Origin of the sequence: Halococcoides cellulosivorans, assembly GCF_003058365.1 — an archaeon.
Taxonomy (GTDB): Archaea; Halobacteriota; Halobacteria; order Halobacteriales; family Haloarculaceae; genus Halococcoides; species Halococcoides cellulosivorans.
On record NZ_CP028858.1, the window covers coordinates 2325406 to 2349499 of the forward strand.

The 24094-nt window shown below is 67.2% G+C and carries 11 protein-coding genes; 7 read left to right on the forward strand and 4 right to left on the reverse strand.

Going from position 1 to position 24094, the window contains the following annotated elements:
• The gene (gene psmA, locus HARCEL1_RS11470; protein WP_108383704.1) at positions 1-789 is read left to right on the forward strand and encodes an archaeal proteasome endopeptidase complex subunit alpha; all 789 of its coding nucleotides are present in this window, start codon (positions 1-3) and stop codon (positions 787-789) included.
• 78 nt (positions 790-867) lie between these two features.
• On the opposite strand, the gene HARCEL1_RS11475 is transcribed toward psmA, so the two are convergent.
• Both HARCEL1_RS11475 and HARCEL1_RS11480 read right to left on the reverse strand, forming a co-directional pair.
• Positions 868-1800, reverse strand: coding sequence for a hypothetical protein (locus HARCEL1_RS11475; protein WP_159077120.1), 933 nt, complete (start codon positions 1798-1800; stop codon positions 868-870).
• On the reverse strand, positions 1797-11771 hold the full coding sequence (locus HARCEL1_RS11480; protein WP_108383709.1) for a LamG-like jellyroll fold domain-containing protein: 9975 nt from the start codon (positions 11769-11771) through the stop codon (positions 1797-1799). Before HARCEL1_RS11480 ends, HARCEL1_RS11475 begins: the two co-directional genes overlap by 4 nt.
• Positions 11772-11908: 137 nt before the next feature.
• Here HARCEL1_RS11480 and HARCEL1_RS11485 point away from each other — a divergent pair, with 137 nt between their 5' ends.
• A complete protein-coding gene (locus tag HARCEL1_RS11485; RefSeq protein ID WP_108383711.1) occupies positions 11909-12634 on the forward strand; it encodes a ribosome assembly factor SBDS in 726 nt (241 codons plus the stop codon).
• A gap of 40 nt (positions 12635-12674) precedes the next feature.
• Here the strand turns inward: HARCEL1_RS11485 and HARCEL1_RS11490 are convergent, their stop codons facing one another.
• The gene (locus HARCEL1_RS11490) at positions 12675-13007 is read right to left on the reverse strand and encodes an FUN14 domain-containing protein (RefSeq protein ID WP_108383714.1); all 333 of its coding nucleotides are present in this window, start codon (positions 13005-13007) and stop codon (positions 12675-12677) included.
• Positions 13008-13141: 134 nt separating this feature from the next.
• Here HARCEL1_RS11490 and HARCEL1_RS11495 point away from each other — a divergent pair, with 134 nt between their 5' ends.
• Complete coding sequence (locus HARCEL1_RS11495) at positions 13142-13495, forward strand: DNA-binding protein (protein WP_108383717.1); 354 nt, start codon at positions 13142-13144, stop codon at positions 13493-13495.
• Positions 13496-13550: 55 nt separating this feature from the next.
• On the opposite strand, the gene HARCEL1_RS11500 is transcribed toward HARCEL1_RS11495, so the two are convergent.
• A complete protein-coding gene (locus HARCEL1_RS11500) occupies positions 13551-14879 on the reverse strand; it encodes a glutamate-5-semialdehyde dehydrogenase (protein WP_108383719.1) in 1329 nt (442 codons plus the stop codon).
• A 128-nt stretch (positions 14880-15007) separates the two neighbouring features.
• Here HARCEL1_RS11500 and HARCEL1_RS11505 point away from each other — a divergent pair, with 128 nt between their 5' ends.
• From HARCEL1_RS11505 to artA, 4 genes are all read left to right on the forward strand, one after another.
• On the forward strand, positions 15008-15769 hold the full coding sequence (locus tag HARCEL1_RS11505; RefSeq protein ID WP_108383721.1) for a VOC family protein: 762 nt from the start codon (positions 15008-15010) through the stop codon (positions 15767-15769).
• Between the two features lie 71 nt (positions 15770-15840).
• Positions 15841-19236: an Ig-like domain-containing protein gene (locus HARCEL1_RS11510; RefSeq protein ID WP_108383723.1), complete on the forward strand. Its 3396-nt coding sequence runs from the start codon at positions 15841-15843 to the stop codon at positions 19234-19236.
• A 137-nt stretch (positions 19237-19373) separates the two neighbouring features.
• Positions 19374-22961 (forward strand): Ig-like domain-containing protein, encoded by a 3588-nt coding sequence (locus tag HARCEL1_RS11515; RefSeq protein WP_159077121.1) that lies wholly within the window; start codon positions 19374-19376, stop codon positions 22959-22961.
• 48 nt (positions 22962-23009) lie between these two features.
• Positions 23010-24092 carry an archaeosortase A gene (gene artA / locus HARCEL1_RS11520; RefSeq protein WP_108383727.1) on the forward strand — a complete coding sequence of 361 codons (1083 nt, stop codon included), beginning with the start codon at positions 23010-23012 and terminating at the stop codon, positions 24090-24092.
• Positions 24093-24094: the final 2 nt, after the last annotated feature.

Here is a 24094-nt window from a genome sequence, read left to right on the forward strand (position 1 = left end):
ATGCAAGGAAGCCAACAACAGCAGGCGTACGACCGGGGGATCACCATCTTCTCGCCGGACGGACGTCTCTATCAGGTCGAGTACGCGCGCGAAGCGGTCAAACGCGGGACAGCCTCCATCGGCGTCCGCACGTCCGAGGGCGTCGTCCTCGCCGTCGACAAGCGGATCCGGTCGCCGCTGATGGAGCGGTCCTCGGTCGAGAAGATCCACAAGGCCGACGACCACATCGGCATCGCGTCGGCGGGCCACGTCGCCGACGCGCGCCAGTTGATCGACTACGCGCGCCAGCACGCCCAGATCAACCAACTGCGCTACGGCGAGGCGGTGGGCGTCGAGACGCTCACGAAAGAGGTCACCGACTACATCCAGCAGTACACCCAGGTCGGTGGCGCACGCCCCTTCGGCGTCGCGCTCATCATCGCGGGCGTCGAGGACGGCGTCCCGCGGCTGTACGAGACCGACCCGTCGGGGACGCCCTACGAGTGGCAGGCGCTCGCGATCGGCGCGGACCGCAACGACATCCGGTCGTATCTCGAAGACCACTACGAAGCGGAGATGAGCCTCGACGAGGGCGTCACCCTCGCGCTCGCCGCACTCGCGAGCGTCAACGACGACGCGCTCTCGCCCGAATCGATCGGCGTCGCGACCATCGCCGTCGACGATCCCGTCCTGACGGAGTTGAGCGAGGCGGAGAAGACCACGTATCTGGAGGACGAAGGCCTGCTGGCCGACGACGAGGACGACGAGGAGAGCGACGCAGAAGAGGACGGCGACGAAGACGACGAGTGATCGAGCGTCCGGGCCCGATCGGACTGGTGGGCCCACCCGACGGCCGCCGACCGGCGGGCCACGCGGCCCGCGCTGCCGTCACGCTTCGTAGCTGATTCTTCGGACACGGCCGGGCGTCGACCGGAACCCCCAGGTTCGACAGCCTTCCCGAGCGGGCTTGACGCGATCGACCTGGCGAAGCCCCTGCTTGATACAGTCCCACCAGGCGCTACTCGAATCGTAGCCCGCAGGGAACTCCGCGTACAGTTCCTCGACGAAATCCGAGCGGCGCGCTTCGCCCTCGGATTTCAGCAGCGCGAGCGCCGCGCCGACCGCGGTGCGGCGGCGCTCGATCAACTCCTCGTCCCACCCGGGCACCTCGATCGCGTCGAGATCGGTGATCTCTCCGCCCGGGCGGACGCCGCCGCGCTGTTCGCGGGCGTCGTAGTCGATCCCGGTCCCGGCCTCACCGCCGAGCCGATCGCGCGTCTTCGAGACGGCCTGGCGGACGAACGCGTCCAGGCGATCGCCCTCGACGTCGGTCAGCGACGCGGCGACGTCCGCGAGGTCGTCGTCTTTCACGCGGTCGATCCGCATCCGGTCCGGGCGCGGTGGTTCCACGAGATGGACCTCGTCGCTGCCCTCCTCGGCCGCCGCCTCACCCTCCTCGGCGTCGCCGGCCGTCGCGTCGTCAGCCTCGGCGTCGGCGTCTTCAGCGAGGACGCCCGGTGGCGTCTGGACGTTGTCGAGATTCAGGTCGCGCATCCGCTCGGCGTACTCTCGCAGCAGTTGGTCGCGCTCGCTGCCGTGATCGATCGCGTACCGTCGGCGGACGATCCAGGCGAGATACGTTTCGACGTCGTCGAATCCCAGCAGGTCAGCCTCGACGTGGAGTGCGCGTTCGGTGTCGCCGTCGAGGTCGATCGTCACCGAGCCCATCGAATCACCGTTGGAGTGGCGGACGCATAAATCCAACAGGCCCGCGCCGTCGAGCGGTCGGGTCCCCGCCGAGCGGGGCCGTGGACGCGTCATCGCAACGCCACCACGCCAGTGTCGTTCGCGCCGACGAACACCGAATCACTGATCGGCACCGGTCCGCCCCGGACCGATCCGTTCGCGGTGTACGACCAGCGCTCGGCCCCACTCGTGGCGTTCAGCGCGACCAGCCGATCGCCGTCACCCAGATAGACGGTGTCCTCGACGACCGCGGGGTCCGAGTGGAGGTCGGTCCCGTCGTAGGTCCACCGGACCGCCCCGTCGGCCCGGTCGACCGCGAGGAGCGTCCCGTTCTGGAGGCCAGCGTACACCGTCGACCGATCGACCGCGGGCGAGGTGGTCACCGACTGTCCGGTGTCGCGCACCCAGCGGGCAGTCCCGTCGGTCCGATCGAGCGCGACGAGTTCGCCGTCGCTGACGGTCGGCCCGGTCGCGCGGTCGTGGTCGACGGTGATCGACGTGACGCCGAAGCTGTCGGTCGGAGCGAGCGTGGTGCCGTTGATCGTCACCACCAGGTCCTCGCTGTCGGGCAGTGCGAGCGCCGTGGTCGTCGTCCCCGCCGTGAGTTCGATCGTCGTCGTGCCGAGAACACTATTGCTCGCGTCGCGGGCCTCGACGGTCGCGTTCAGCGTCGCGCCCGCGGGCAGCGCGGCGGTCTCGACACGAACCTCCGACCAGGTCTGTGTGGCCTCGGTGTCGACGCGGTGGGTGTAGTTTCCGCCGAACGCCGATCCGACGTCGCGGTAGTGCTCGGAAATCTCGGCGGTCGAGAGCGCGCGGTCGTAGACCTGCACCTCGTCGATCCGCCCCTCGAAGGCCTCGGTTTCGGTCCCGCCGATCCGGACGGTCCCATCGGTGTCGTTGACGCTGCTGACCGTCGCCGTCCCGGCCAGCGACCCGTTGACGTACAAGGCGAGTTCGTCGCTGTCGGCGTCGTATCGCGCGAGGAGGTGCGTCCAGGCGTCGGCGGTCGCCGTCGGCCCCGAAACCGTCGTCCGCGCGCTCCCGGTGTCGATCGCCGCGCGCCAGGAGTCGGTGTCGTCGATCTCGATGGCCCACTGGTCGTCGTTGACGACGATCGGCTGGACCGTGCCGTCGAGCGTCGCCGGCCGGGCCCACGCAGCCAGCGTAAACGAGTCGGTCAGGTTGAGCGCCGGATCGCTCGCGACGACGGCGTCGTCGACTCCGTCGAAGGTGTAGGCGGTCGTATCGAAGATGCCGTCAGCCGACCCCGGATCGCCTGACTCTCTGGCCGTGATCGCGTTCCCGCCGAAGTCCGAAACGGCCAGGACGCGTTTCGGCCCGGAGAGCGTGATCCGGTCGAGGCGGGCCGACCGGGCCGGGTCCGTGGTCGTCATCTCGACGGTCACCCGACTGTCGACGCCGTCGTCCAGCGCGAGGTCGTAACTGTGGGTACCAGCACTCGACGGCGAAATCGTCCGGGAGTCGACGACCGACCCGTCCGAGAGCGTCTCGACGGTCACCGACAGCGTCGCCGCATCGGGCAGCGTCGGGGCGTCGACCTCCAAACTCGACCAGTTCGCGCCGTCGGCCGTGAACGTCCGCCGATAACTGCCTTCGTGAGTTCCGTCCGCGCCGTAGCGGTAGCGTCGATCGACGGTCGCGGCGTCGACCGTCGCGCTCGAAATCCGCACCTCGTCGATCCGCCCGTCGAAGTGGGCGTCAGCGACCGAACTGTTCCCGATCGTGACCGCGGCGTCCGTGCTCGCGATCGAGGCGTTGGCCGTCCCGACCTGCGTGCCGTTCACCCAGAAGGTCAACTCGCCCGCCGCCTCGTCGTAGGTCCCGACGAGGTGGACCCACTCGCCGGTCGTGATCGTCGTGCTCTCGACGGTGTGGGTGGTCCCGCTCGCGTCGGTCGCGAACACCTCCCAGCGATCGTTGGCGTTCACCCGCAGGCCCCACTGATCGCCCTTGCCGACGACGGTGCGGGTGGTCCCGTCGGCGACGCTCGCGTTCGCCCACGCCGACAGCGTCAGGTCGCCCGTGATATTGAGGGCGGCGGGCCGACCGACGCGGACGCCGTCGTCCGATCCGTTGTACCCAAACGTATCAGTCTCGAAGACGCCCGCCACGCCGGAGTCGGTCACGTTGGCGGTGGCGTCGTTCGCGTTGCCCGAGTAATCGAGCACCGTGCCACTCGTGCCCGACCCCGCACCAGTCAGCGAGAGGCGATCGATCGCCGGCGAGAGCGACACGTTCGTAGTGGTCTCGTTGACGACGACGCGCGTGTCGGTCGCACTCGCCAGATCGATCGGATACGTCGAGACGCCAGTCGTGCTCGGAGACACGGTCGTCGAATCGACGACGCTGCCAGCGCTGTCGACCGCCTCGACGGTCACGTCCACGCCCGTCGCACTCGGGAGCGCCCCCACGTCGAGAGTCAGTTCGTCGAACGCTGCGGGGTCCTCGTCGGCGTAGCTTCGCGTGTAGTTGCCCTCGTAGGTTCCATCCGAACCACCCAGATACAGGTCGTTGATCTCGGACTGGGAGAGGTCGGTGTCGTACATCCGGACCTCGTCGACCTCGCCGTCGAACCCGTAGTTGTAGCTGATGGAGTCGTCCTGACCGACCGTCACGTTGTAGCTGTTCGAGGGGATCGGGGTGGTGGCGGTGGCCTCGCGAGTCCCGTTGACCCACAGTGTGGTCTCCTGGGTCGCGGCGTCGTATCGCACCGTGAGGTGCGTCCAGGCCCCGACAGCTACCGGCGACCCGGTGGCCTGTTCACTAGCTGAATCGATGGCGATCTGCCACTCGTTGTTCGTGTTCTGGCGGACTTTGATCGCGTTGCCTTTCGCCCAAATTTCGCGGTTCTGATAGTCTGCCGTCTCCGAGTTGACCCACATCGACGCCGTAAACGACTCGGTGACGTCGAGTGCGTTCGCACCCATATTGACGTCGTTGCCGCTGCCACTACTCGCCCCATCGAAGCCGAACCCACCAGTGCCCAAGACGCCGTTCGCGTCGGTCGTGACGCCGTTACGCGTGGTCGCCGTCCCGCCCGACCCCGAATAATTGATCACGTCGCCGCCGTCACCCGCGGGCGTCCGATCGAAGCGGTAGAACTGCGGGAGGGTGTCACCCGCCGTGCCGTTGGGGTAGCCAACCCGCAGACTGCCCGCCGTCGCGGCGCTTTCGGCGTCGGCGGTCGACCCGTCGTACGTCCCGTTGTTCCACTCCGAGAGGGTCTCCAGCGTGAGGTTGGACGATCCGCTGGCGATCGATCGGTCGAACCGCCAGTAGCCTTCGAGTGCATCGGCGGTCGTCCCGTTCGCGTAGGTCATCGAGAGGTTCCCGGCCGTGGATCCGGTCGCGGCGTCACTCGTCGTCGCGTTGTACGACCCCGTATCGAACTCGTCGCTCGTGTCGAGGGTCTCGGTGATCGTCGCGGTCGTCGACGTCCCCGCGTCTTCGAGCCTGACACTGTCGATCCGCCACGATCGAGTGACGTCCGTACTCGTCCCGTTGATCAGGACGCGCGTCGAGTTCGTATCGGGCAGTGAGAGGTTGTAGCTGGTCGTGCCCGCACTCGGCGTCACCGTGCGTTCGTCCTGGACGGTCCCGCTGTCGAGTGCCTGGACGGTCACGTCGGGCGTCGTCGCCGTGGGAACTCTCGGAGCGTCGATCGTCAGGCTGTCCCACGCGCCGGCGTCCGACGAGTCGATCGTCTGGCTGTAGTTGCCATCGAAGACACCGTCACCACCAGTGCGGTAGAGATCACTCACCTCGGCGCTCGTGAGCGCGGTATCGTAGATCCGCGGCTCGTCGATGGAACCGCTCCAACTGTTCAGCCCGTCGTCGGACGCGCCGATCCCGAGGCCGTGTTCGCCGTCGTAGTCTGTGATCGACCCGCTGACAGACTGGCTCGCGACCTGCGTTCCGTCCTGGTACAGCACCATCTCCGAGCCGTCGTAGGTTCCGACGACGTGGGTCCACTCGCCGTCCGGCAGCGAAGCAGTCCCGATATACGTGTCTGTGCCGTCGACAGTGACTTTGAACTGCATATACCGGTCGGAATCGTTCATCTGGAGGCCCCACGGGCCGTAGGGGGCCCGCGATGCGTTGCCATACCAGACGGCCTGGGCGTAGTTGTCCTGTGGGCCCGAGCGTTTCAGCCACGCCGACACAGTGACGGCGTCGGTCGGTTCGAGCGTGCTGGATTGGGGGGCCGAAATGTGCGATCCGGTGACGTTCGCCGCCGACGTCTCGAAGACGCCCGTCGCGCCGGTCGCGACGCCGTCGTTGGCCGTCCCCTCGTTCGCGTTGCCCGAGTAATCCAGCACGGTCCCGCCCGTACCCGAAACGTCCCGATCGAGTCGCCAGTACCCCAGCATAGCGTCGCCCGCCGTGCCGTTGGCGTAGGTCAGTGAGTGCTGACCGGCGAGTGTCCCGTTCGCGCCGTCGGCACTCGACGTGGTGAACGAACCGTTGGTCCACTCCGGGAGCGAATCGATCTGGGTCGTGTTGCCCGTCGAACTGGAGGCCAGACCTGCATCCAGCCGATAGAACGCCGCGAGCGCGTCGCTCGATGTCCCGTTGGCGTACCGCAGCGAGAGGTTGCCCCGCGGGCCGTATGCCGCATCGACCGAGGTTCGATCGTATTGCCCACGATCGAACTGGAGGCCCGACTCGACGACCGCGGTCTGGGGGGCCGTCGACGCCGCGCGATCGCGGGAGAGCGTCACGTTCGCGAGCGACCAGGACCGCGCGGGATCGGAACTCGTTCCGTTGATCTCGATGCGGGCGTCGCGGCTGGTCGGCAGATCGAGGGCGGTCGTCGAGGAGCCCGCGGACAGATCGACGGTCTGTGAGCCCAGCGCCGTCCCGTTGGGGTCCATCGCCGTCACGGTCATCGTCGCGGTCGTGCCCGTCGGCAGGCCGACGTCGGTCACCACGATCGACTCCCAGCGCTGGAGACTGTCGGTCGTGACGCGTTCGGTGTAGTTCCCGCGATAGGTCGGCGGCCCGTCGTGAGCGAGGGCGTCGATCTCGTCGCTCGACAGTGCTCGGTCGTAGAGGCGTAGATCGTCGAGCGATCCGTTGAAGTACCGATCGGGGCTGCCAGAGATGTTGCGCGCACCGACGAAGAAGTCGTTCGAAGCGGGCGTCCACGCGTCAGTCGCGTTCGCGATCTCCGTGCCGTCCTCGTAGAGCCGGTAGGTCACGTTCTCGGAGCCGTCGATCGGTTCGGCCACGGCCGCCAGGTGCGTCCACGTGCCGATCTCGGCGGTACCGGAGCCAGAGATGCCGTGAGACTCGGTGCTGTAGGTCTGCCAGATGTAATCCTGATAGTTCGAGGTGTTGTGAATCCGGAGCGAGGTCTCGTTGCCCTTGTAAGCGCTCAGGAACGCCTGTCTCTCGCCACCACCCTCACGAGACCAGTTGTACCACAGCGAGACCGTCATCGGTAGCTGATCGCCCGAAACCCCCGATTGAGAGAGGTAATCGTCCGTCCCGTCGAAGTCGTACGCGCCAGTCCCGAACGTGCCGTTCGCGTCGGTCGTCACGTTGCCACTCGCCGTCGCGTCGTTGGCCGACCCCGAATAGTCGGGCGCGGTCCAGATCGTCGATTCATCGCTGTTGAGATCGATCCGGTCGATGACGGGCGCGTGAGCGGGGTCAGAACTCGTCGCGTTGACCCGAACGCGCGTGTCGGTCCCGCTCGCCAGTGCGAGATCGGACGTCGAGGTGCCGGTCGTCGTGGGGGACAGCGTCGTCGAATCGACGACCGTCCCGCCGTCCAGACTTGCGACCTCGATCGGTGCCGACGTCGCGGTGTCGAGGGCCGTGACGTCGACGGCCAGTTCGTCGTAGGAACTCGCGTCGGTCGCGAGCGTCTGGGTGTAGTTGCCCTCGATCGTCCCGTCGTTCGCGCCGCGCGCCAGATCACGCATCTCCGCGTCCGAGAGCGCGCGATCGTACCGCTGGACCTCGTCGATCCGCCCGTCGAACGGTTCGTCGGCGTCGGCGGTATCACCGATCAGCGTGTCAGCCCCCGCGTTCGAAATCCCGACGCCGTCGAGCGACGAGGCGTTCGTCCCGTTCACCCACAGCGTGAGTCGCTCGCTCGTCATGTTGATCCGGCCCGCCACGTGGACCCACTGCCCCGTCGTCGCCGGTGCGGTCGTCTGGTAGTTCGTCCCGTCGTCGGTCTCGTAGAACCACTCCCCGCCGCTGGTCACACCGAGGGTGTACTCTTGATCCCCGGCGCTCATGATCGACATCCGCGAGCCCGTGCTATCGAGATAGACCCACGCCGCAACCGTCTGCGATCCCGGCTGGCTAGTCGCACCCACGTTCACTGCGTCGTCGGTCCCGTCGAAGCTGTACGAGCCGTTCTCGAAGACACCCGCCGCGTCGGTCGTTACGCCGTTTTGGGTGGTAGCGGTGTTCCCGTTGCCGGAGTAGTCGGGGACCGAGCCGCTCGACCCCGACGGGGTCCCGTCGAACCGGTAGTAGTTGAGGAGGGCGTCGCCCGCCGTCCCGTTGGGGTAGCCCACGCGCAGGCGATCCGAGTCGGTCGCCGCGTCGGTCGTCGTCCCGTCGAACGTGCCCGCATCCCACTCGGAGCGCGTGTCGATCGAATCGACCACCGTCGTCGTGGTTCCGCCCGCGACCCTGGTGTCGAACCGGTAGAACGCACGGAGGTCGTCGTCGGCAGTCCCGTTGGGTTGACCGATGCGCATCCGACCCGCGGTGGTATTTGCCGCACCGTCCGCACTCGCCCCGTCGCTGTCACCCTCGGACCACGAGGCCGCGGTGTCGTAGACGGCGGCCCGGCAGACCGTACAGGGGTCGGTCGTTCCAACGCGCTCGTGATCCAGCGTGAGGTTCGCGACCCGGGGGGAGCGCACGGCCGAATCACTGGTCTGGTCGACGGTCACCCGGGCGGTCGGCCCGTCGGGCACCGACAGATCCCGACTCGTCGCGCCCGCCGAGAGCGTGACGGTCTCACTGCCGAGTGTCGCCCCGCTGGCGTCCTCGACCGTCACCGTCGCGTTCGCGGTCGTCCCCTCGGGCAGCGCACTCACGTTCGCCCGGAGTCGGTTCCAGGACTGGGTGTGGCCGGTCGTGTAGGTGCGATTGTACGCGCCATCGAAGGTGCCGTCGCCGCCGTAGCGGTAGAGTCGCTCGAACGCTCCATCGGACAGTGCGCGGTCGTAAAGACGGACTTCGTCGATGTGCCCGTTGAAGTTTCGGCCCGCTTTCTCGGTGTTCGTCCCGATCGCAACGTCGTAGCTGTTCGCGGTGATCGTCCCGGTCGCACTGTTGACCTGCGTGCCGTTGACCCAGAGCGTCAGTTCGTCGGTCGAAGCGTCGTACCGGGCCCCGACGTGGACCCAGGTGTTGGTCGCGATTTTGGTCGGTGCAGCGATCCCGGTATAGGTCCCCGAATCCTCGATGAAGATGTTCCATTCGTTGACGCTCGATTTCCGGAGCATGTACTGGGTGTCACCCTTGCCGACGATCGCACGGTTGTCGTCGGTGGTCGCGTTGGCGTTGACCCACGTCGAGATGGTGAACGAATCGGTGAAGTTGAGTGCGTCCGGTTGGCCGAGCGTCACGCGATCGTCCGACGCGTCGAAGGCGTATGCGGACGTCTCGAAGACTCCCGTCTGATTCGTGACGATGCCGCCCTCGGTCGTCCCGGTGTGATTCTCACCGGAGTAGTCCGGAACGGTCCCGCCCGTGCCCGCCGGATCGCCGTCGAGGCGGTAGTACCCGACGAGGTCGTCCTCACCGGTCCCGTTGGCGTACGTCATCGACAGTTGCCCCCCGCGAGAGGCGGTCGCGCCGTCACTACTCGTCGCGTTGTACCGCCCGCGGTCGAAGTCGGCGGCCTCCCAGAGGCGACGCTCCCAGCCCAGCGGGACCTCGTCGGCGTCCGAACCCACGTAGACAGAGTCCTTCCGGATCGCAGGGTCTTCGCGGACCGGCGCGCCAGTCGCCGTCGTCCAGCGCTCGATGCCGCGATAGTCGCCCGCCCAGACCGATCCGCCCGTGGTACCCGCGAGGACCGTCTCCGAGGCGGCCGCCGGTGCACTCTCGATCCGGCCGGCATCGATCTGCCAGCGCAGCGATCCGCCCGTGTCGTACGCCGACAGCGCGTCGCCGCCGACGAAGACCCGGTCGTCGGCGACCGTCGGCGCGCCGGGGATCGATCCGCCGGGCGTCGCCGTCCACTGCGTCGCCCCGTCGGCCCGATCCAGCGCGGTCAGGCGGTCGCCGTCGGTGGCGTACACCCGGTCGTCGACGACCGCTGGCGACCCGGTAATCGGCCCGGACAGCGAGGTCGACCACTCTTGGGTCCCGTCCGTCCCGTCGAGTGCAGCGAGCGTCCCGCCCACGTGGCCGGCGAACACCCGGCCGTCGACGTAGGCGACGCCCGAAGTGACGTTCGCGCCGGTGTCGACCGTCCAGTCGGGCGTCGCCCCGTCGGTCGGCGCGCGGAGCGTCGCGTAGCCCGCGTTGGTCGCATCGTAGCCCGCCATCCGCCAGACGCGCTCGCCCGCGGTAATGCGTGTGACCGTGCCCGATCGATCCGCGACGACGACCGCGCCGTCGAGGACCGCCGCACCGCTCGGGACCGGTGCGCCCACGTCGTTCGTGGCGCGGAGCTCACCGGTCTGGGGGTCGATCGCGTGGACGACGCCGTCGTGGTCGGCGGCGTAGACCGTCCCGTTCGCGATCGCCGGCGTCGCGGTGAGTGGGGCCTCGGCGTCGTAGGTCCATCTCGGCGTCGCATGGGTCGTCGGCAGGCCGACCACGCGACCGCCCCGGGTCCCCACGACGACGGTGCCGTTGAAGATCGCCGGCCCGGAGACGGCCGTTCCGAGGTCGGCCGAATAGCGCGTCGCGCCGTCCGATTCAGCGAACGCGTACAGTCGACCGTCCGCACTCCCGACGAACGCGGTCTCGTTGACCAGCGCCGGGGCCGTCCGGATGCGATCGCCGGTCGAGCGCTCCCACAGGTCGCTGCCGTCGCGTGCGTCCACGGCGAGCACCGTCCCGTCGTCGGTGCCCGCGACGACGACCGCATCGCGTTCACCCGGGGCCGACCGGACCGGACTCGCCGTCGGGCGCGTCCACAGACCGCTGCCGTCGGTGGCGTTCAGCGCGTACAGACCGCTATCCGTCGGGACGATCACCCGCCCGTCAGCGACCGCCGGTGAGGCCTCGATCGGTGGGAGCGAGGTGTTCGCCCACCGTTCGGTGCCGTTGGCCAGCCAGACCGCCCGGACGCTGCCCGATGCGCTCCCGACGAAGAGGGTCTCACTGTCGACGGCGACCGATCCGTTGACCGCACCGCCCGTCGAGAGCGTCCAGTCGGTCGTCCCGTTGGCCGCGTGGAGTGCTCGAACCCGCCCCTCGCGGTCACCGACGACGATCCGGTCGCCCGCAACGGTCGGCGCGGTCTCGATCGCCCGATCGGTCGGCGTCACGCTGTAGTTGATCGCCAGTCGCGGCGCACCCTCGATCGACGCGAGCACATCTGTGACGGATCCGTTCCGACTCGCGGTGACGCCCTCCATCGGCCAGCCGAGCATTCGGCAATCGGAGGCGTTCATCTCGTAGACCATGTACTCCGAGGTACCGATACTCGGGCTGTAGTCGAGACGAATCCCTTCCGATCGGCCCGGACCGATGTAGAACGGTTCGTCACCACTCGTCGTTTCGATCGTACCGTCACTCCCGATCAACTGGCTCGACACGACACAGCCGACCCGGTGGTCGGAGGCGTGAGTCGCTCGCAGGTCCAGCGCTTCGGCCGTGTCCCCGCTGTACACCACCGAGGTGGACTCGACGAGCAAGATGTTGCCCTCGGTCTGAATCGAGCCACCCTCTAGCGGATCGAGGTCGTATTGAAAGAGCGTGACCGCGGCGAGCGCCGTTCCGGCGACTACTCCGAGGAGAACGAGACCGACCAGTACGTATCGGCGGCGGGCGTCCCCACGCGACCGGCCAGACGAGCCGCCGACTCCCATTCTCTAGGGAAAGTCTACCATCGCTTAAATAGGTCGGCACAAAATTATCACTTCTGATTGCGCACGCGGGGCGGGCGCACGCGAGGCCCAACGCCGAACCGAAAACACCTTTCACCCTGCCGTGGGTACCACCTGGCATGATTTCCCTTGACGAGGCCGTGACGGCACGCCTAGAATCCCACGGCGAACGGTTCGAGGTGCTGGTCGACCCGGACGCCGCCCTCGCGATCAGTCGGGGCGAGTTCGATGGCGAGTTAGAAGAGGTCATCGCCGCCGAGGACGTCTTCGAGGACGCCGCTGCGGGCGACCGACCGCCGGAGAACGCCCTCGAAGAGGTGTTCGGGACGACCGATCCCATGGAGATCATCCCGCAGGTGGTCCAGGACGGCGAGATTCAGATCACCGCCGACCAGCGCCGCGAGATGCAAGAGCGCAAACACAAAGACCTCGTCAACCGGATCACCCGCAACGCGGTCAACCCCCAGATGGACGACGCGCCCCACCCGCCGGACCGCATCGAGTCCGCCCTAGAGGAGACCGACTTCCGGATCGACCCGATGGAACCGGTCGAACCCCAGGTCGACGAGGCGCTCGACGCGCTCCGCCCGGTGATCCCCATCCGGTTCGACACGGTCACCGTCGCGGTCCAGTTGCCCGCCGACTACGCCGGATCGGGACAGGCGAAAGTCCGGGAGTTCGGAGACCTCGACCGCGAAGAGTGGCAGTCCGACGGCTCCTGGGTCGGCGTGTTGACGTTCCCGGCGGGCCTGCAGAACGATCTGTTCGATCTGGTCAACGAGGTCTCCAGCGGCGAGGCCGAGACCCGCATTATCAAAGACGAAGACGAGATCGAAACGCGATAGCGCGGCCCGATCGCACGGAGCGGGTCAGGCGACCACTCGACTACCCTTTCCGGAAGCCGATCAGGAAACCGCCGGTGAAGCCCGCGCCGACGGGCAGTGTCGAGAGCAGACTCATCGCGTAGGAGTTGACTTCCGCGGAGGTCTCGCCGGCGGTCTGGGTGGCGTTGCCAGCCGCGCCGGTGATCGCCTCCCAGTTCACGTCGAGGATCCCCCGTGTTTCCAGGAATTTGAACAGCGCGAGTTCGAGGCCGACGATCACCGCGATGATCTTCGCGACCTTCTTCGCGGCGTAGCCGATGATGCCCCCGATGAGTGCACCGCCCCCGACTTCGAGGCCGAGCTGTGGCAGCATGCCACCGATATCCAGGCTCATACTCGAACGGAGGTATGCTCAGCATAAGGGTTTTGTGTCTACCCGCAGTTCGTCGCGGACCGTCCCGAACGGACCGCGATGACTCGCCCCGACGTGCGAAATGATTTTCTGACCGCCTCGTGTACGCTCGAACAATGAGTGGAGAGCCATCCGACGAAGAGATCGAACAGCTTCGTCAGAAGAAAATGGAGCAGATGCGCGAACAGGCCCAGGGCCAGGACGGCGGGAACGAACAGCAGGAGGCCGCGCGCCAGCAGGCCGACGCCCAGCGCAAGGCCATGCTGCGCAAGCACCTGACAGACGGCGCGCGCAAGCGCCTCAACGCCGTCGAGATGACCAAACCCCAGCAAGCCAAAAAGGCCGAACAGCAGGTGCTCGCGCTCGCACAGTCCGGCCGGGTCCAGGGCAAGATCGACGAAGACGACATGCGCAAGATCCTCCAGGAACTCAGCCCCGACTCGAAGGATTTCAACATCGAGCGGCGATAGTACCGTCGAAGGTGCGACTGTTTCCGTCGTGAGAACCGGGTCGGGGCGACGCGCCTCAGAAGGTGCCGTCGAAGGGCTCGTGCGTGAAGGGCACGGCGTCCTCGCCGGCGTACGTCGCGACCAGGTGGCCGTCACCCTCCAGATAGTACTTGTAGGTCGTCAGGCCCTCCAGGCCGACGGGCCCGCGGGCGTGGATCTTGCCCGTCGAGATGCCGACCTCCGCACCGAGTCCATAGCGATAGCCGTCCGCAAACCGCGTCGAGGCGTTGTGGAACACGCTCGATGCGTCGATACGGGTCATGAACTGGCGGGCGCGCGCGTCGTCTTCGGTCAGGATCGACTCGGTGTGTTTCGAGCCGTTCGAATTGACGTGATCGATCGCCGCCCGAAGCGACTCGACGATGCGAATCGAGAGGATCAGATCGCCGTACTCGGTCGTCCAGTCCGCCTCGGTCGCCTCGCTGACCTCGACGTCCGCGTCGGCAAGCACCGCACGGGTGCGCTCGTCGCCGCGCAACTCGACGCCCGCCTCGGCGTACCGCTCGGCGACGCGGGGTAAGAACGCCTCGGCGACCGCCTCGTGGACCAGGAGTGTCTCGACGGCGTTACAGACCGCGGGATACTGGACTTTCGCGTCGTAAGCCACCTCCACGGCCTCGTCCAGGTCGGCCTCGCGGTCGACGAACACGTGACAGACCCCCTCGGTGTGGCCCAGCACGGGGATCTGGGTGTTGTCCTGGACGTAGCTGACGAACGCCGAGGAGCCACGGGGCATCAACAGATCGATCGATTCGTCCATCTCCAGGACGGTGTCGACGGCCGCGCGCGCTTCGATGAGTTGGACCCAGCCCTCGGGGATCGCATCGACCGACTGGGCGGCCTCGCGGATGATCTCGAAGAGTTCGCGATTCGACTCGCTGGCCTCCGATCCGCCCTTGAGGATCACCGCGTTGCCCGACTTGAGCGCGAGCGCGGCGATCTGGACGAGCGCGTCGGGGCGGGATTCGAAGACCGTTCCGATCACGCCGATGGGGACGGCGACCTTGTACAGGTCCAGGTCGTCGTCGAGGTGGCGCGCGTCGAGCGTCTCGCCCAGGGGATCATCGCGGGCGGCGACGCTCTCGACCATCGCGACGATGGAGTCGAGTTTCGCGTCGTCGACGTCGAGTCGGTCGACCAGCGCCTGGGTGTACTCACCGGCTTCGAGCAGGTCCTCGGCGGCCGCGACGTCGTCGGCGTTGGCCGCGAGGATCTCCTCGCGCGACTCGTCGATCGCGCCTGCGATCGCGTCGAGCGCGGCGTTACGATCGGATTCTGCCACGGTCGCGAGTTCGAGAGCGGCCCGTTCGGCGGCCTCGACCTTGGCTTCGGTGTCGGCAGTCATGTCTCGGAATGGATCCCCCTGAAAGTTGTGTGCTCCGGTTTGCCGTGATGTGGAGACGGATGTGGACCGATCGCGGCCGCCACCGCCGCCGGCATCACGTTTTTCGGCCCGCCGCCCTCAGCGGCGGTATGGATGGCACCGTCGATCACGTCATGCTGCGCGTCGAAGACCTCGACGCCGCACTGGAGTTCTATACCGACCACTTCGGCTACGAGGAACGGTCCCGCTGGGAGGCCGAGACGTTCACGAACGTCCACCTCGGCCCGCCAGAGGCCCACCCCGACAGCGCGACCGTCGAACTGACCTACAACCACGACGGCCGGTCGTACACGTTCGGGGATTCGTGGGGGCACGTTGCGCTGCGCGTCGCGGACGTCCACGAGGCCTACGACGACCTGATGGCCCAGGGCGTCGAAGACTACCGCGACCCCGGCTCGTGTGGCGGCGAGTACGCGTTCGTGCGCGACCCCGACGGCCACGAGATCGAACTCGTCGAGCGCGACCACGGCGCGCGCTACAGCGTCGACCACGTAATGGTCCGCGTCGAGGACGCCGCCCGGTCGATCGGGTGGTACGTCCGGGCGCTGGAGTACGACCTGGTGCGACGCTCCGAGCACAGCGATTTCGCGCTGTACTTCCTCAAACCCGGTGATTCGGCCCCCGAAGCCACCAGCCTGGAACTGACCTACAATTACGACGGGCGCAGCTACGGGATGGGTGACGCCTGGGGCCACGTCGCGGTCCGCACGCCCGAGGGCACGCTCACGGATACCTGGGAGACCCTGCTCGAACGCGACGCCGAGGACTATCGCGACCCCGAGTCCTGTGGGTACGACTACGCGTTCACCAAAGATCCGGACGGCCACGAGATCGAACTCGTCGAACGGTAGGCGTCGCTGGACCGTTCTTTTCAAACCAGCATCGAAATAGTCTTGAAGAGTCTGGCCGTGAATGCTGTGTCATGAGTGAGTGGAATCTCCCACACGGCGATCGCGTTCGGCCAGCGGTGGCCGCCGCGGTCTTGTTGACCGTGCTCGCGGTCGTCGGCGGCGGTCTCGCCGCCTCGGGTGCGAGCACCGCAGTCACCGCATCGAACGAGACCGCGACGGTCGCCCCGAACCAGAGCGTCGTCGTCGACCTGAACCGAACGGCGTTCGGATCGAACGCCACGATCACGGTCGAGGATCCCTCGAACGGGTCGGCCAGTGTCGTCGCGGCGGGCATCGAGTACACCGCCGACCCGAACGCGACGGGGACCGGCCGGTTCGCCTACACCGTCGAGACGCCCACCGAAAATGACACCGGGTGGATCACGGTGGACATCGACAGCCCACCGAGCGCGGCGGACGTCTCGGTCGAGACCCGCGAGAACGACTCCGTCGAAGGAACGTTCGACGTGACCGACCCCGACGACGAGACTCTCAACGTGAGTGCCGCAACGGCCACGAACGGGACGCTCACCGTCGAGAATCGATCCTTTCGGTACACACCCGATCCCAGGTTCGCGGGGAACGAGACGGTCGAGTACGAAGTCTCCGACGGGACGTCGACCGACACCGCGACGCTGACGATCACCGTCGAAAAGAACCAGCCACCGATCGCCAACGACACCGCGATCACCGTCACCGAAGGTGACACCTGGAGTGGGTCGTTCGACGTGCACGACCCCAACGGCGACGATCTACACGTCGAACTCCTCAGCGAGCCGACCGACGGTGCGATCTCCGTCGACGGCACGAACTTCACGTACACGCCTCAGACCGAGGAGGTCACGACCGACGGGTTCGGCTACCGCGTGTCCGACGGCCAGGACGGCGCGACCGCGTCGGTGAGCGTCACGATCGAACTCATGAACGACCCGCCGACCGCGGCGAACGTCTCGGTCGAGACCCGCGAGAACACCTCCGTCGAAGGAACGTTCGACGTGAGCGACCCCGACGACGAGACCCTGAATGTGACCGCCGCGTCAGCCGCGAACGGGACGCTCACCGTCGACAATCGGTCGTTCACCTACACTCCCGATCCCGGGTTCGCGGGGACCGAGACGATCGAATACACGGTCTCCGACGGGAATTCGACGGCCACCGCGACGCTGACGATCACCGTCGTACCGAACCGACCGCCGATCGCCAACGACACCGCGATCACCGTCACCGAAGGTGACTCGTGGACCGGATCGTTCGACGTGCACGACCCCGACGGCGACGCGATGAGCGTCGATATCGTCGAGCAGCCGAGTCACGGGACTGTCTCCGTCGACGGCACGAACTTCACCTACACACCCGAGACCGAACAGGCCCAGGCCGACGCGTTCGTCTACGAGGTGACCGACGGCGAAGACAGCGCGACCGCGCGGGTGAACGTCACGATCGGGTTGGTGAACGACCCGCCGACCGCGGCGAACGTTTCGGTCGATACCCGCGAGAACGAGTCCGTCTCGGGCACCTTCGACGTGCACGACCCCGACGACGAGACCCTGAATGTGACCGCCGCGTCAGCCGCGAACGGAACGCTCTCCGTCGACAATCGATCCTTCACCTACACGCCCGATCCCGGATTCGTCGGGACCGAAACGATCGCCTACGAGGTCTCCGACGGGAATCGGTCCGCCACCGCGACGCTGACGGTCACCGTGGTGGCGAACGACCCGCCGGTCGCCACGGGTGGCGTGCACCTGACGACCGCCAGCGAGACGCTTCGCGTGCCCGTGAACGCGAGCGACGCGAACGGCCACTCCCTGTCATATGCGATCGAGACGGACGCGTCGAACGGGTCGGCCCGAATCGAGAACGCGACGCTCGTCTACGACGCCAACCGGACCTTCGAGGGTGTCGATCGAGTGACCGTCGCCGTCAGCGACGGCGTCGAGACCACGCACGCGACGATCGAGATCGCCGTCGATCGCCCCGACGCGGGCCAGTACGCGACCCATCGGACGGTCTCGGTGCTTCACGGCCGGGAGACGTGGGCCAATCTGCTCGATCGGTGGCACCCGAATGGATCCGTCGAGGAAATCACGTCGCCAGATCTCGGCGAGATCGTCGATTCGAACATCGAACACCACGTCGGCTACCAGGCACCGACGAATACGACCGGAACGTGGTCGTACGTGTTCCGCCTCGACACGCCCGCCGGCACCGAGATCGGGGTCGTCCACTTCGCGGTCGTCCGCGACAGGACGCCGCCCGAGGTCCGGGGCCTCGAAGCGCTGGCTCCCGGCCCGAACAGCAGCGAGGTGTATCTCGAAACCGACGAACCCCTCGATACCGCGACGGCCACGTTCACGAACGAGTCGGGCGCGGTCGTCGACCGGATCTCCCTCGACGAACACCGGATCGATTTCCCCCAGGACATGTTCGCGTATCGAGCCAACACGACGCTCGCGCCCGGGGAGTACGACCTGCGCGTCGAGGCTACCGACTTCGAGGGTGAGACCGTCGAGGCCAGGACGACCGCCACCGTCACGAGCGGCGGGCCGACGATCGAGAACGAGGAGATCGGAGTCGAACACGGCGATGGCGATCTCACCGGGTTCGTGAACGTGACCGGCACGAACGTCTCCAGCGTGGCGGTCTGGCTGACCGGCCTCGACACCGACCCGATCGAACTCACGCGCAACGAGACGGACCGAAACCGATACGATGTCGACGCGGAAGCCCTCCTGCCCGACTCGGCCCTGGAGTACCAGCACCCCATGCTGGTGATCGAAGCCCACGACGAGACTGGGCGGACCGTCGAAGGTAGCGGGCTCTGGTTCACCGTCGACGAGCGACCGCCCGAACTGTCGCTCTCGGCGACGGCCACCGACGGCGGCATCGACGTCCAGGTCGACCACTCCGAACCGCTCACCCAGATGACCGTGCGCGTCTCGGGGCCCGAGACACGCTCCACCCAGGTCTTCGAGTACGACGAGGGCATGACGGCGACGGCCCACTTCGAGACGCTCCCGAACGGGACGTATAGCGTCGAAGTGGTCGACGCCAGGGACAAATACGCAAACGCCCGGTCGGCGGGCCCCACGACCGTCCAGGTCGGGAGCGTCCCGGACGGCGCTGGCGACGACACGAGCGACTCCACGGGATCGACCGGCCTGGGCCTCGGTGACCGGGTCGACATCGCGACGCCGACCGCAACGCCCGGTGGCGGGGCCGTCCGCACGCCCGTCGATCGAGAGCAAACGACCACGACGCCGACGGCCACCGCGGCGGACACAGAGCAGGCCACGGCGACGACGACCGCCGACGCGGTGGTCGTCCAGCGCAAGCCTGGCCCGACCGACCAGGGTGGCCCCGGATTCGGTGTCGTCGCCGCGCTGCTCGCCGTCTGCGCGGCGGCCGGTCTCCTGGCCCGCCGATAAGCCCGCGAGACACCACCACACACGCGACAGTTCGCGTCGCTCGATCGGAACGCCCTCCGTCGATTCCGACCGTTCGAGTCAATTTCCCGCCTATCGCGATTCATTTTAGTGCCTCAAACGGAGAATAGAACTGTATGATGAGTCCCCCGACCGGTCGCCCCTCCACGACGAGACGTGTCGCAGTCGTCCTGGTCGTCCTCGCAGTCACGGCGACGATGGCCCCGATCGGGGTCGCGAGTGCCAACGACCCCGATCAAAACGACCCGCCAGTCACCGAACCGCTCGACATTCGCGTCGAACCCGGTGAAACCGTCGAACGGGCGCTTCCCGTGACCGATCCCGACGGCGAACTCCAGACCGTCTACTGGGTCGAAAAGCCATCCGAGGGGAGCCTTGAGATCATCCAGTCGAACGTCTCCTTTCGATACACCGCGCCCGAAGACTACGAGGGATACGTGACATTCGAGTACGCTGCCCAGGGCGACCGCGGACAGATCGTCCACGGAACCGTCACGATTCACGTCACCCCGAACGATCCACCGCAGGCGATCAACCAGAGCCTCGCGGGCCTCGAAGACCACCCGATCACTGGATCGTTCCCGGCGTACGATGGGAACGGTGACGCGCTGAACTACACCATCGAGACCCGCCCCGAAGAGGGGACACTCGGTGTCGACGGACACTCCTTTACCTACGAGCCACCGGTCGATTGGGTCGGAACGGCCGGCTTCGAGTACACCGTCTCCGACGGGAGCGCCACCGACCGGGGCCGCATCGCGATCACGATCCGCCCGGTGAACGACCCACCCGTCGCGACCGATCAGTCGATCTCGATCGACGAAGACACGAACGCGACGGTCGCGTTGAACGTGACCGACCCCGACGACGCGACCCACAACTACTCGATCACGGACGCGCCAGCGCTCGGCCGGGCGACCATCGACAACGGCACGCTCACCTACGTGCCCGACGAGAACGCCGTCGGGACAGACCGGGTCGTCTACGCCGTCAGCGACGGCCAGGAGACCACGACCGCCGCCGTCGACGTCGAAATCACGCCCGTCAACGACCCACCAGTCGCGCGGAACGTGAGCACGACCGTCGACGAAGACGCGTCGGTGACGGTCTCGGACCTGGCCAGCGATCCCGACGACACCGACCTCAACTACGGCGTCGTGAACGGGCCGCGCGTCGGGTCGGCCGGGTTCTCGGACGGATCGTTGACCTACCACGCCCCCGACGAGTTCGAGGGTCGCGTGACGGTGGACTACGTCGTCTTCGACGGTGAGTTCGCCGCCCAGGGTCGCGTGACGATCGACGTGCAGGCCGTCGACGACCCCCCGAGCGTCGAGGATCTGGCGCTCGACACCGACGAAGACACCGTCGTTCGCGCCCCGATCGAGGTGAGCGACCCCGACGACACGACCTTCGAGTACGCGATCGCTCGCCAGCCACAGCTCGGGTCGGCCACCGTCACGAGCGGCACCCTCGTCTACGAGCCAGCCCCGAACGTTTCGGGCGAAGACAGATTGTCGGTCCACGTCTCGGACGGGACCACGGTCGTCGTGTCGTCGGTCACCGTCTCTATCGCCCCCGTGAACGACCCACCCGTCGCGCAGAACCTCTCGCTCGACACCGACGAAGACGAGGCCGTCTCGGGAACGCTCTCGATCAGCGATCCCGATAATTCGACGTTCTCGATCGATGTCGACGAGCCCGCGAACGGGTCGCTCACTCGCTCGAACCGCACCATCACGTACACGCCCGACTCGAACTGGGCCGGGACCGAGCGGGTCGCGTACACCGCCTCCGACGGCAACGCGACCGACCAGGGCTGGATTACCGTCGACGTCGCCCCGGTGAACGATCCGCCGGTCGCAGAGAACCTCTCGCTCGGCACCGACGAAGACGAGGCCGTCTCGGGAACGCTCTCGATCAGCGATCCCGACAATTCGACGTTCTCGATCGATGTCGACGAGCCCGCGAACGGGTCGGTCGATCGCTCGAACCGGACGATCACCTACACACCCGACCCCAATTGGGCCGGGACCGAACGGGTCGCGTACACCGCCTCCGACGGCAACGCGACCGACCAGGGCTGGATCACCGTCGACGTCGCCCCGGTGAACGATCCGCCGGTCGCAGAGAACCTCTCGCTCGGCACCGACGAAGACGAGGCCGTCTCGGGAACGCTCTCGATCAGCGATCCCGATAATTCGACGTTCTCGATCGATGTCGACGAGCCCGCGAACGGGTCGCTCACTCGCTCGAACCGCACCATCACGTACACGCCCGACTCGAACTGGGCCGGGACCGAGCGGGTCGCGTACACCGCCTCCGACGGCAACGCGACCGACCAGGGCTGGATTACCGTCGACGTCGCCCCGGTGAACGATCCGCCGGTCGCAGAGAACCTCTCGCTCGGCACCGACGAAGACGAGGCCGTCTCGGGAACGCTCTCGATCAGCGATCCCGACAATTCGACGTTCTCGATCGATGTCGACGAGCCCGCGAACGGGTCGGTCGAGAGATCGAACCACACCATCACGTACACGCCCGACCCCAACTGGTCCGGGACCGAGCGGGTCGCGTACACCGCCTCCGACGGCAACGCGACCGATCGGGGTTGGATCACTATCGAGGTTTCCCCGGTGAACGATCCGCCCGTCGCGGAGAATCTGACGCTCTCGGCGCTCACGGGAGAGACAGTCGAACACGCACTCCCGGTGAGCGATGTCGACGACCGGACGCTCGATATCACGGTCCAGAACGCGACGAACGCATCGGTCGAGAACCGGACGCTCGTCTACGAGGCCACGACGGCCGGCGTCGATCGCTTCACGTACGTCGTCGACGACGGGGCGGCGACGGCGCGCGGAACGGTGACGGTCACCGTCACGGCCTCGAATCGCCCGCCGACGGCCACCAACCAGTCGATCGACACCGTGGGAACCGATCGCGTGCGAGTCGCGCTGAACGCGAGTGACCCCGACGGGGACGCGTTGAACTACACCATCGACGCGGTCTCGAACGGGTCGGCGGCCGTCTCGAACGACACGCTGCTGTTCGACCCCGTGGCAGTCGATCGAACGGCGATCGTGACCTACACCGTCTCGGACGGCACCTATTCGGCCAGCGCGGTCGTTCGGATCGCCGTCCACGAGAACCAGCCACCGACCGCCGACAACGCCACGCTGTCGGTCACCGAGGGCGGGACGGCGAGCACGGACCTCGACGCACGAGATCCCGACGGTGGCGACCTGGCGTTCGCCGTCGGGACCGGGCCGGCGAACGGGTCGGCCGAACTGAACGCCACGACCGGCGTGCTCACCTACACGCCAGACCCTGGCTTCGTGGGACGCGATACCGTCGTCGTCAGGGTCTCCGACGGTCACGTGAACACCACCGCACGGGTGTCGATCACCGTCGCGGCGGCCTCGACACCGGGCGAGAGCGGCGGCGGGAGCGGTGGCTTCGGACTCCCCAGCCGCGATATCGACATCGAGACCACGACCCCGACCCCCGCGGGCGGGGCCGTTCGGACGCCCGTCGAGCGAACCACGACACCGACGGCCACGCAGACGACGACCCAGACGACCAGCCGTGAGACGGCCGCGACGCCGGCCGTCCGACAGCGACCCGTCGATGGGAGTGGCCCCGGATTCGGTGCGATCGCGGCACTGCTCGCGATCTGTGCGGTGGGCGGGGTACTCGCTCGTCAGTAGTCCTCCGGAACGACAAGACATTTGCCCGCCGCTCCGGAACGCTACCGCGTGATTACAGCGCTCGGTGACGCACTCGCGTGGGTCCACGGGTTCGCGGATCCGATGATCTGGGTGGTCCTCGTGACCTTTCTCGCCGGCGCGCTCCTCGAACGCGCGGCCCATCGCTCGACGATCGAGTGGGTGGACGATCGGTTGGTCCGGCGGGCCTATCTGCTCGCGTGGCTTGCGCTCGCGGCCTACTGGCTGACACAGATCCACTACTTCGTGTTCCAGGCTCGCAGCATCGTCGAAGCGCCCGCCGTCATCGCCGCCGCTCCCGTCTCCGTCTACGTCGGCGTCCTCGTCGCCCGCGGCCGGGCGCGCCTTTTGACGCTGTCCCGAGCGATCGCCGTGATGTGGCTGGTTTACATGCCCTTTACCTCGCTGGCACTCCTCCGTCGCCCGCTGATCGAGGTCGTCACCCACCACAGCGAGTTCGTGCTTCGATTCCTGACTCGGGACTTCCGGGTCATCACCGGCGTCGCGACCGAGACGGGGATCCGCACCGGACCGCCGATCACGATGAACGGCGTGGAACTCGCGGCGAACCTCTCGATCGGTGAGAAACACTACCCCTACCGGAGCACGTTCCTGTTCGTCCAGGACGGCCACCCGATCATGTACACCATCCGCATCGCGTGTACGGGCATCGGGAGCATGGCCGTGTTCGCCGGTCTGATCGCCGCCGTGCGCGCACCGCTCAAGCGAAAGCTCACAGCGATCGCCACCGCCGCGGGGATCATCTACGTGCTCAACATCGCGCGGAACGTCTTCATCTCGTATACGTTCGGTCACCAGCGCCTGCACGTCGCCCCCGATCTGATCATGGGCCTGTTCGGCCTCAGCGATCCGTATCTGGTCTCGTATTACGTCAGCGATCGGATCATCAGCCAGTCGCTGTCGGTCGTCATCCTCGTCGCGATCACGTGGATCGTCGTCCGGCAGGTCCCCGAAGTCCTCGCGATCGTCGAGGAAGGACTGGCCGTCCTGACCGGCCGGGAGTACGACCTCTCGACGGTGATCGAGAGTCGAAAAGCCGCACTCGACGGCGACACCGAGGACGCAGACGCGACCGACGAAGACGACGCCTGACG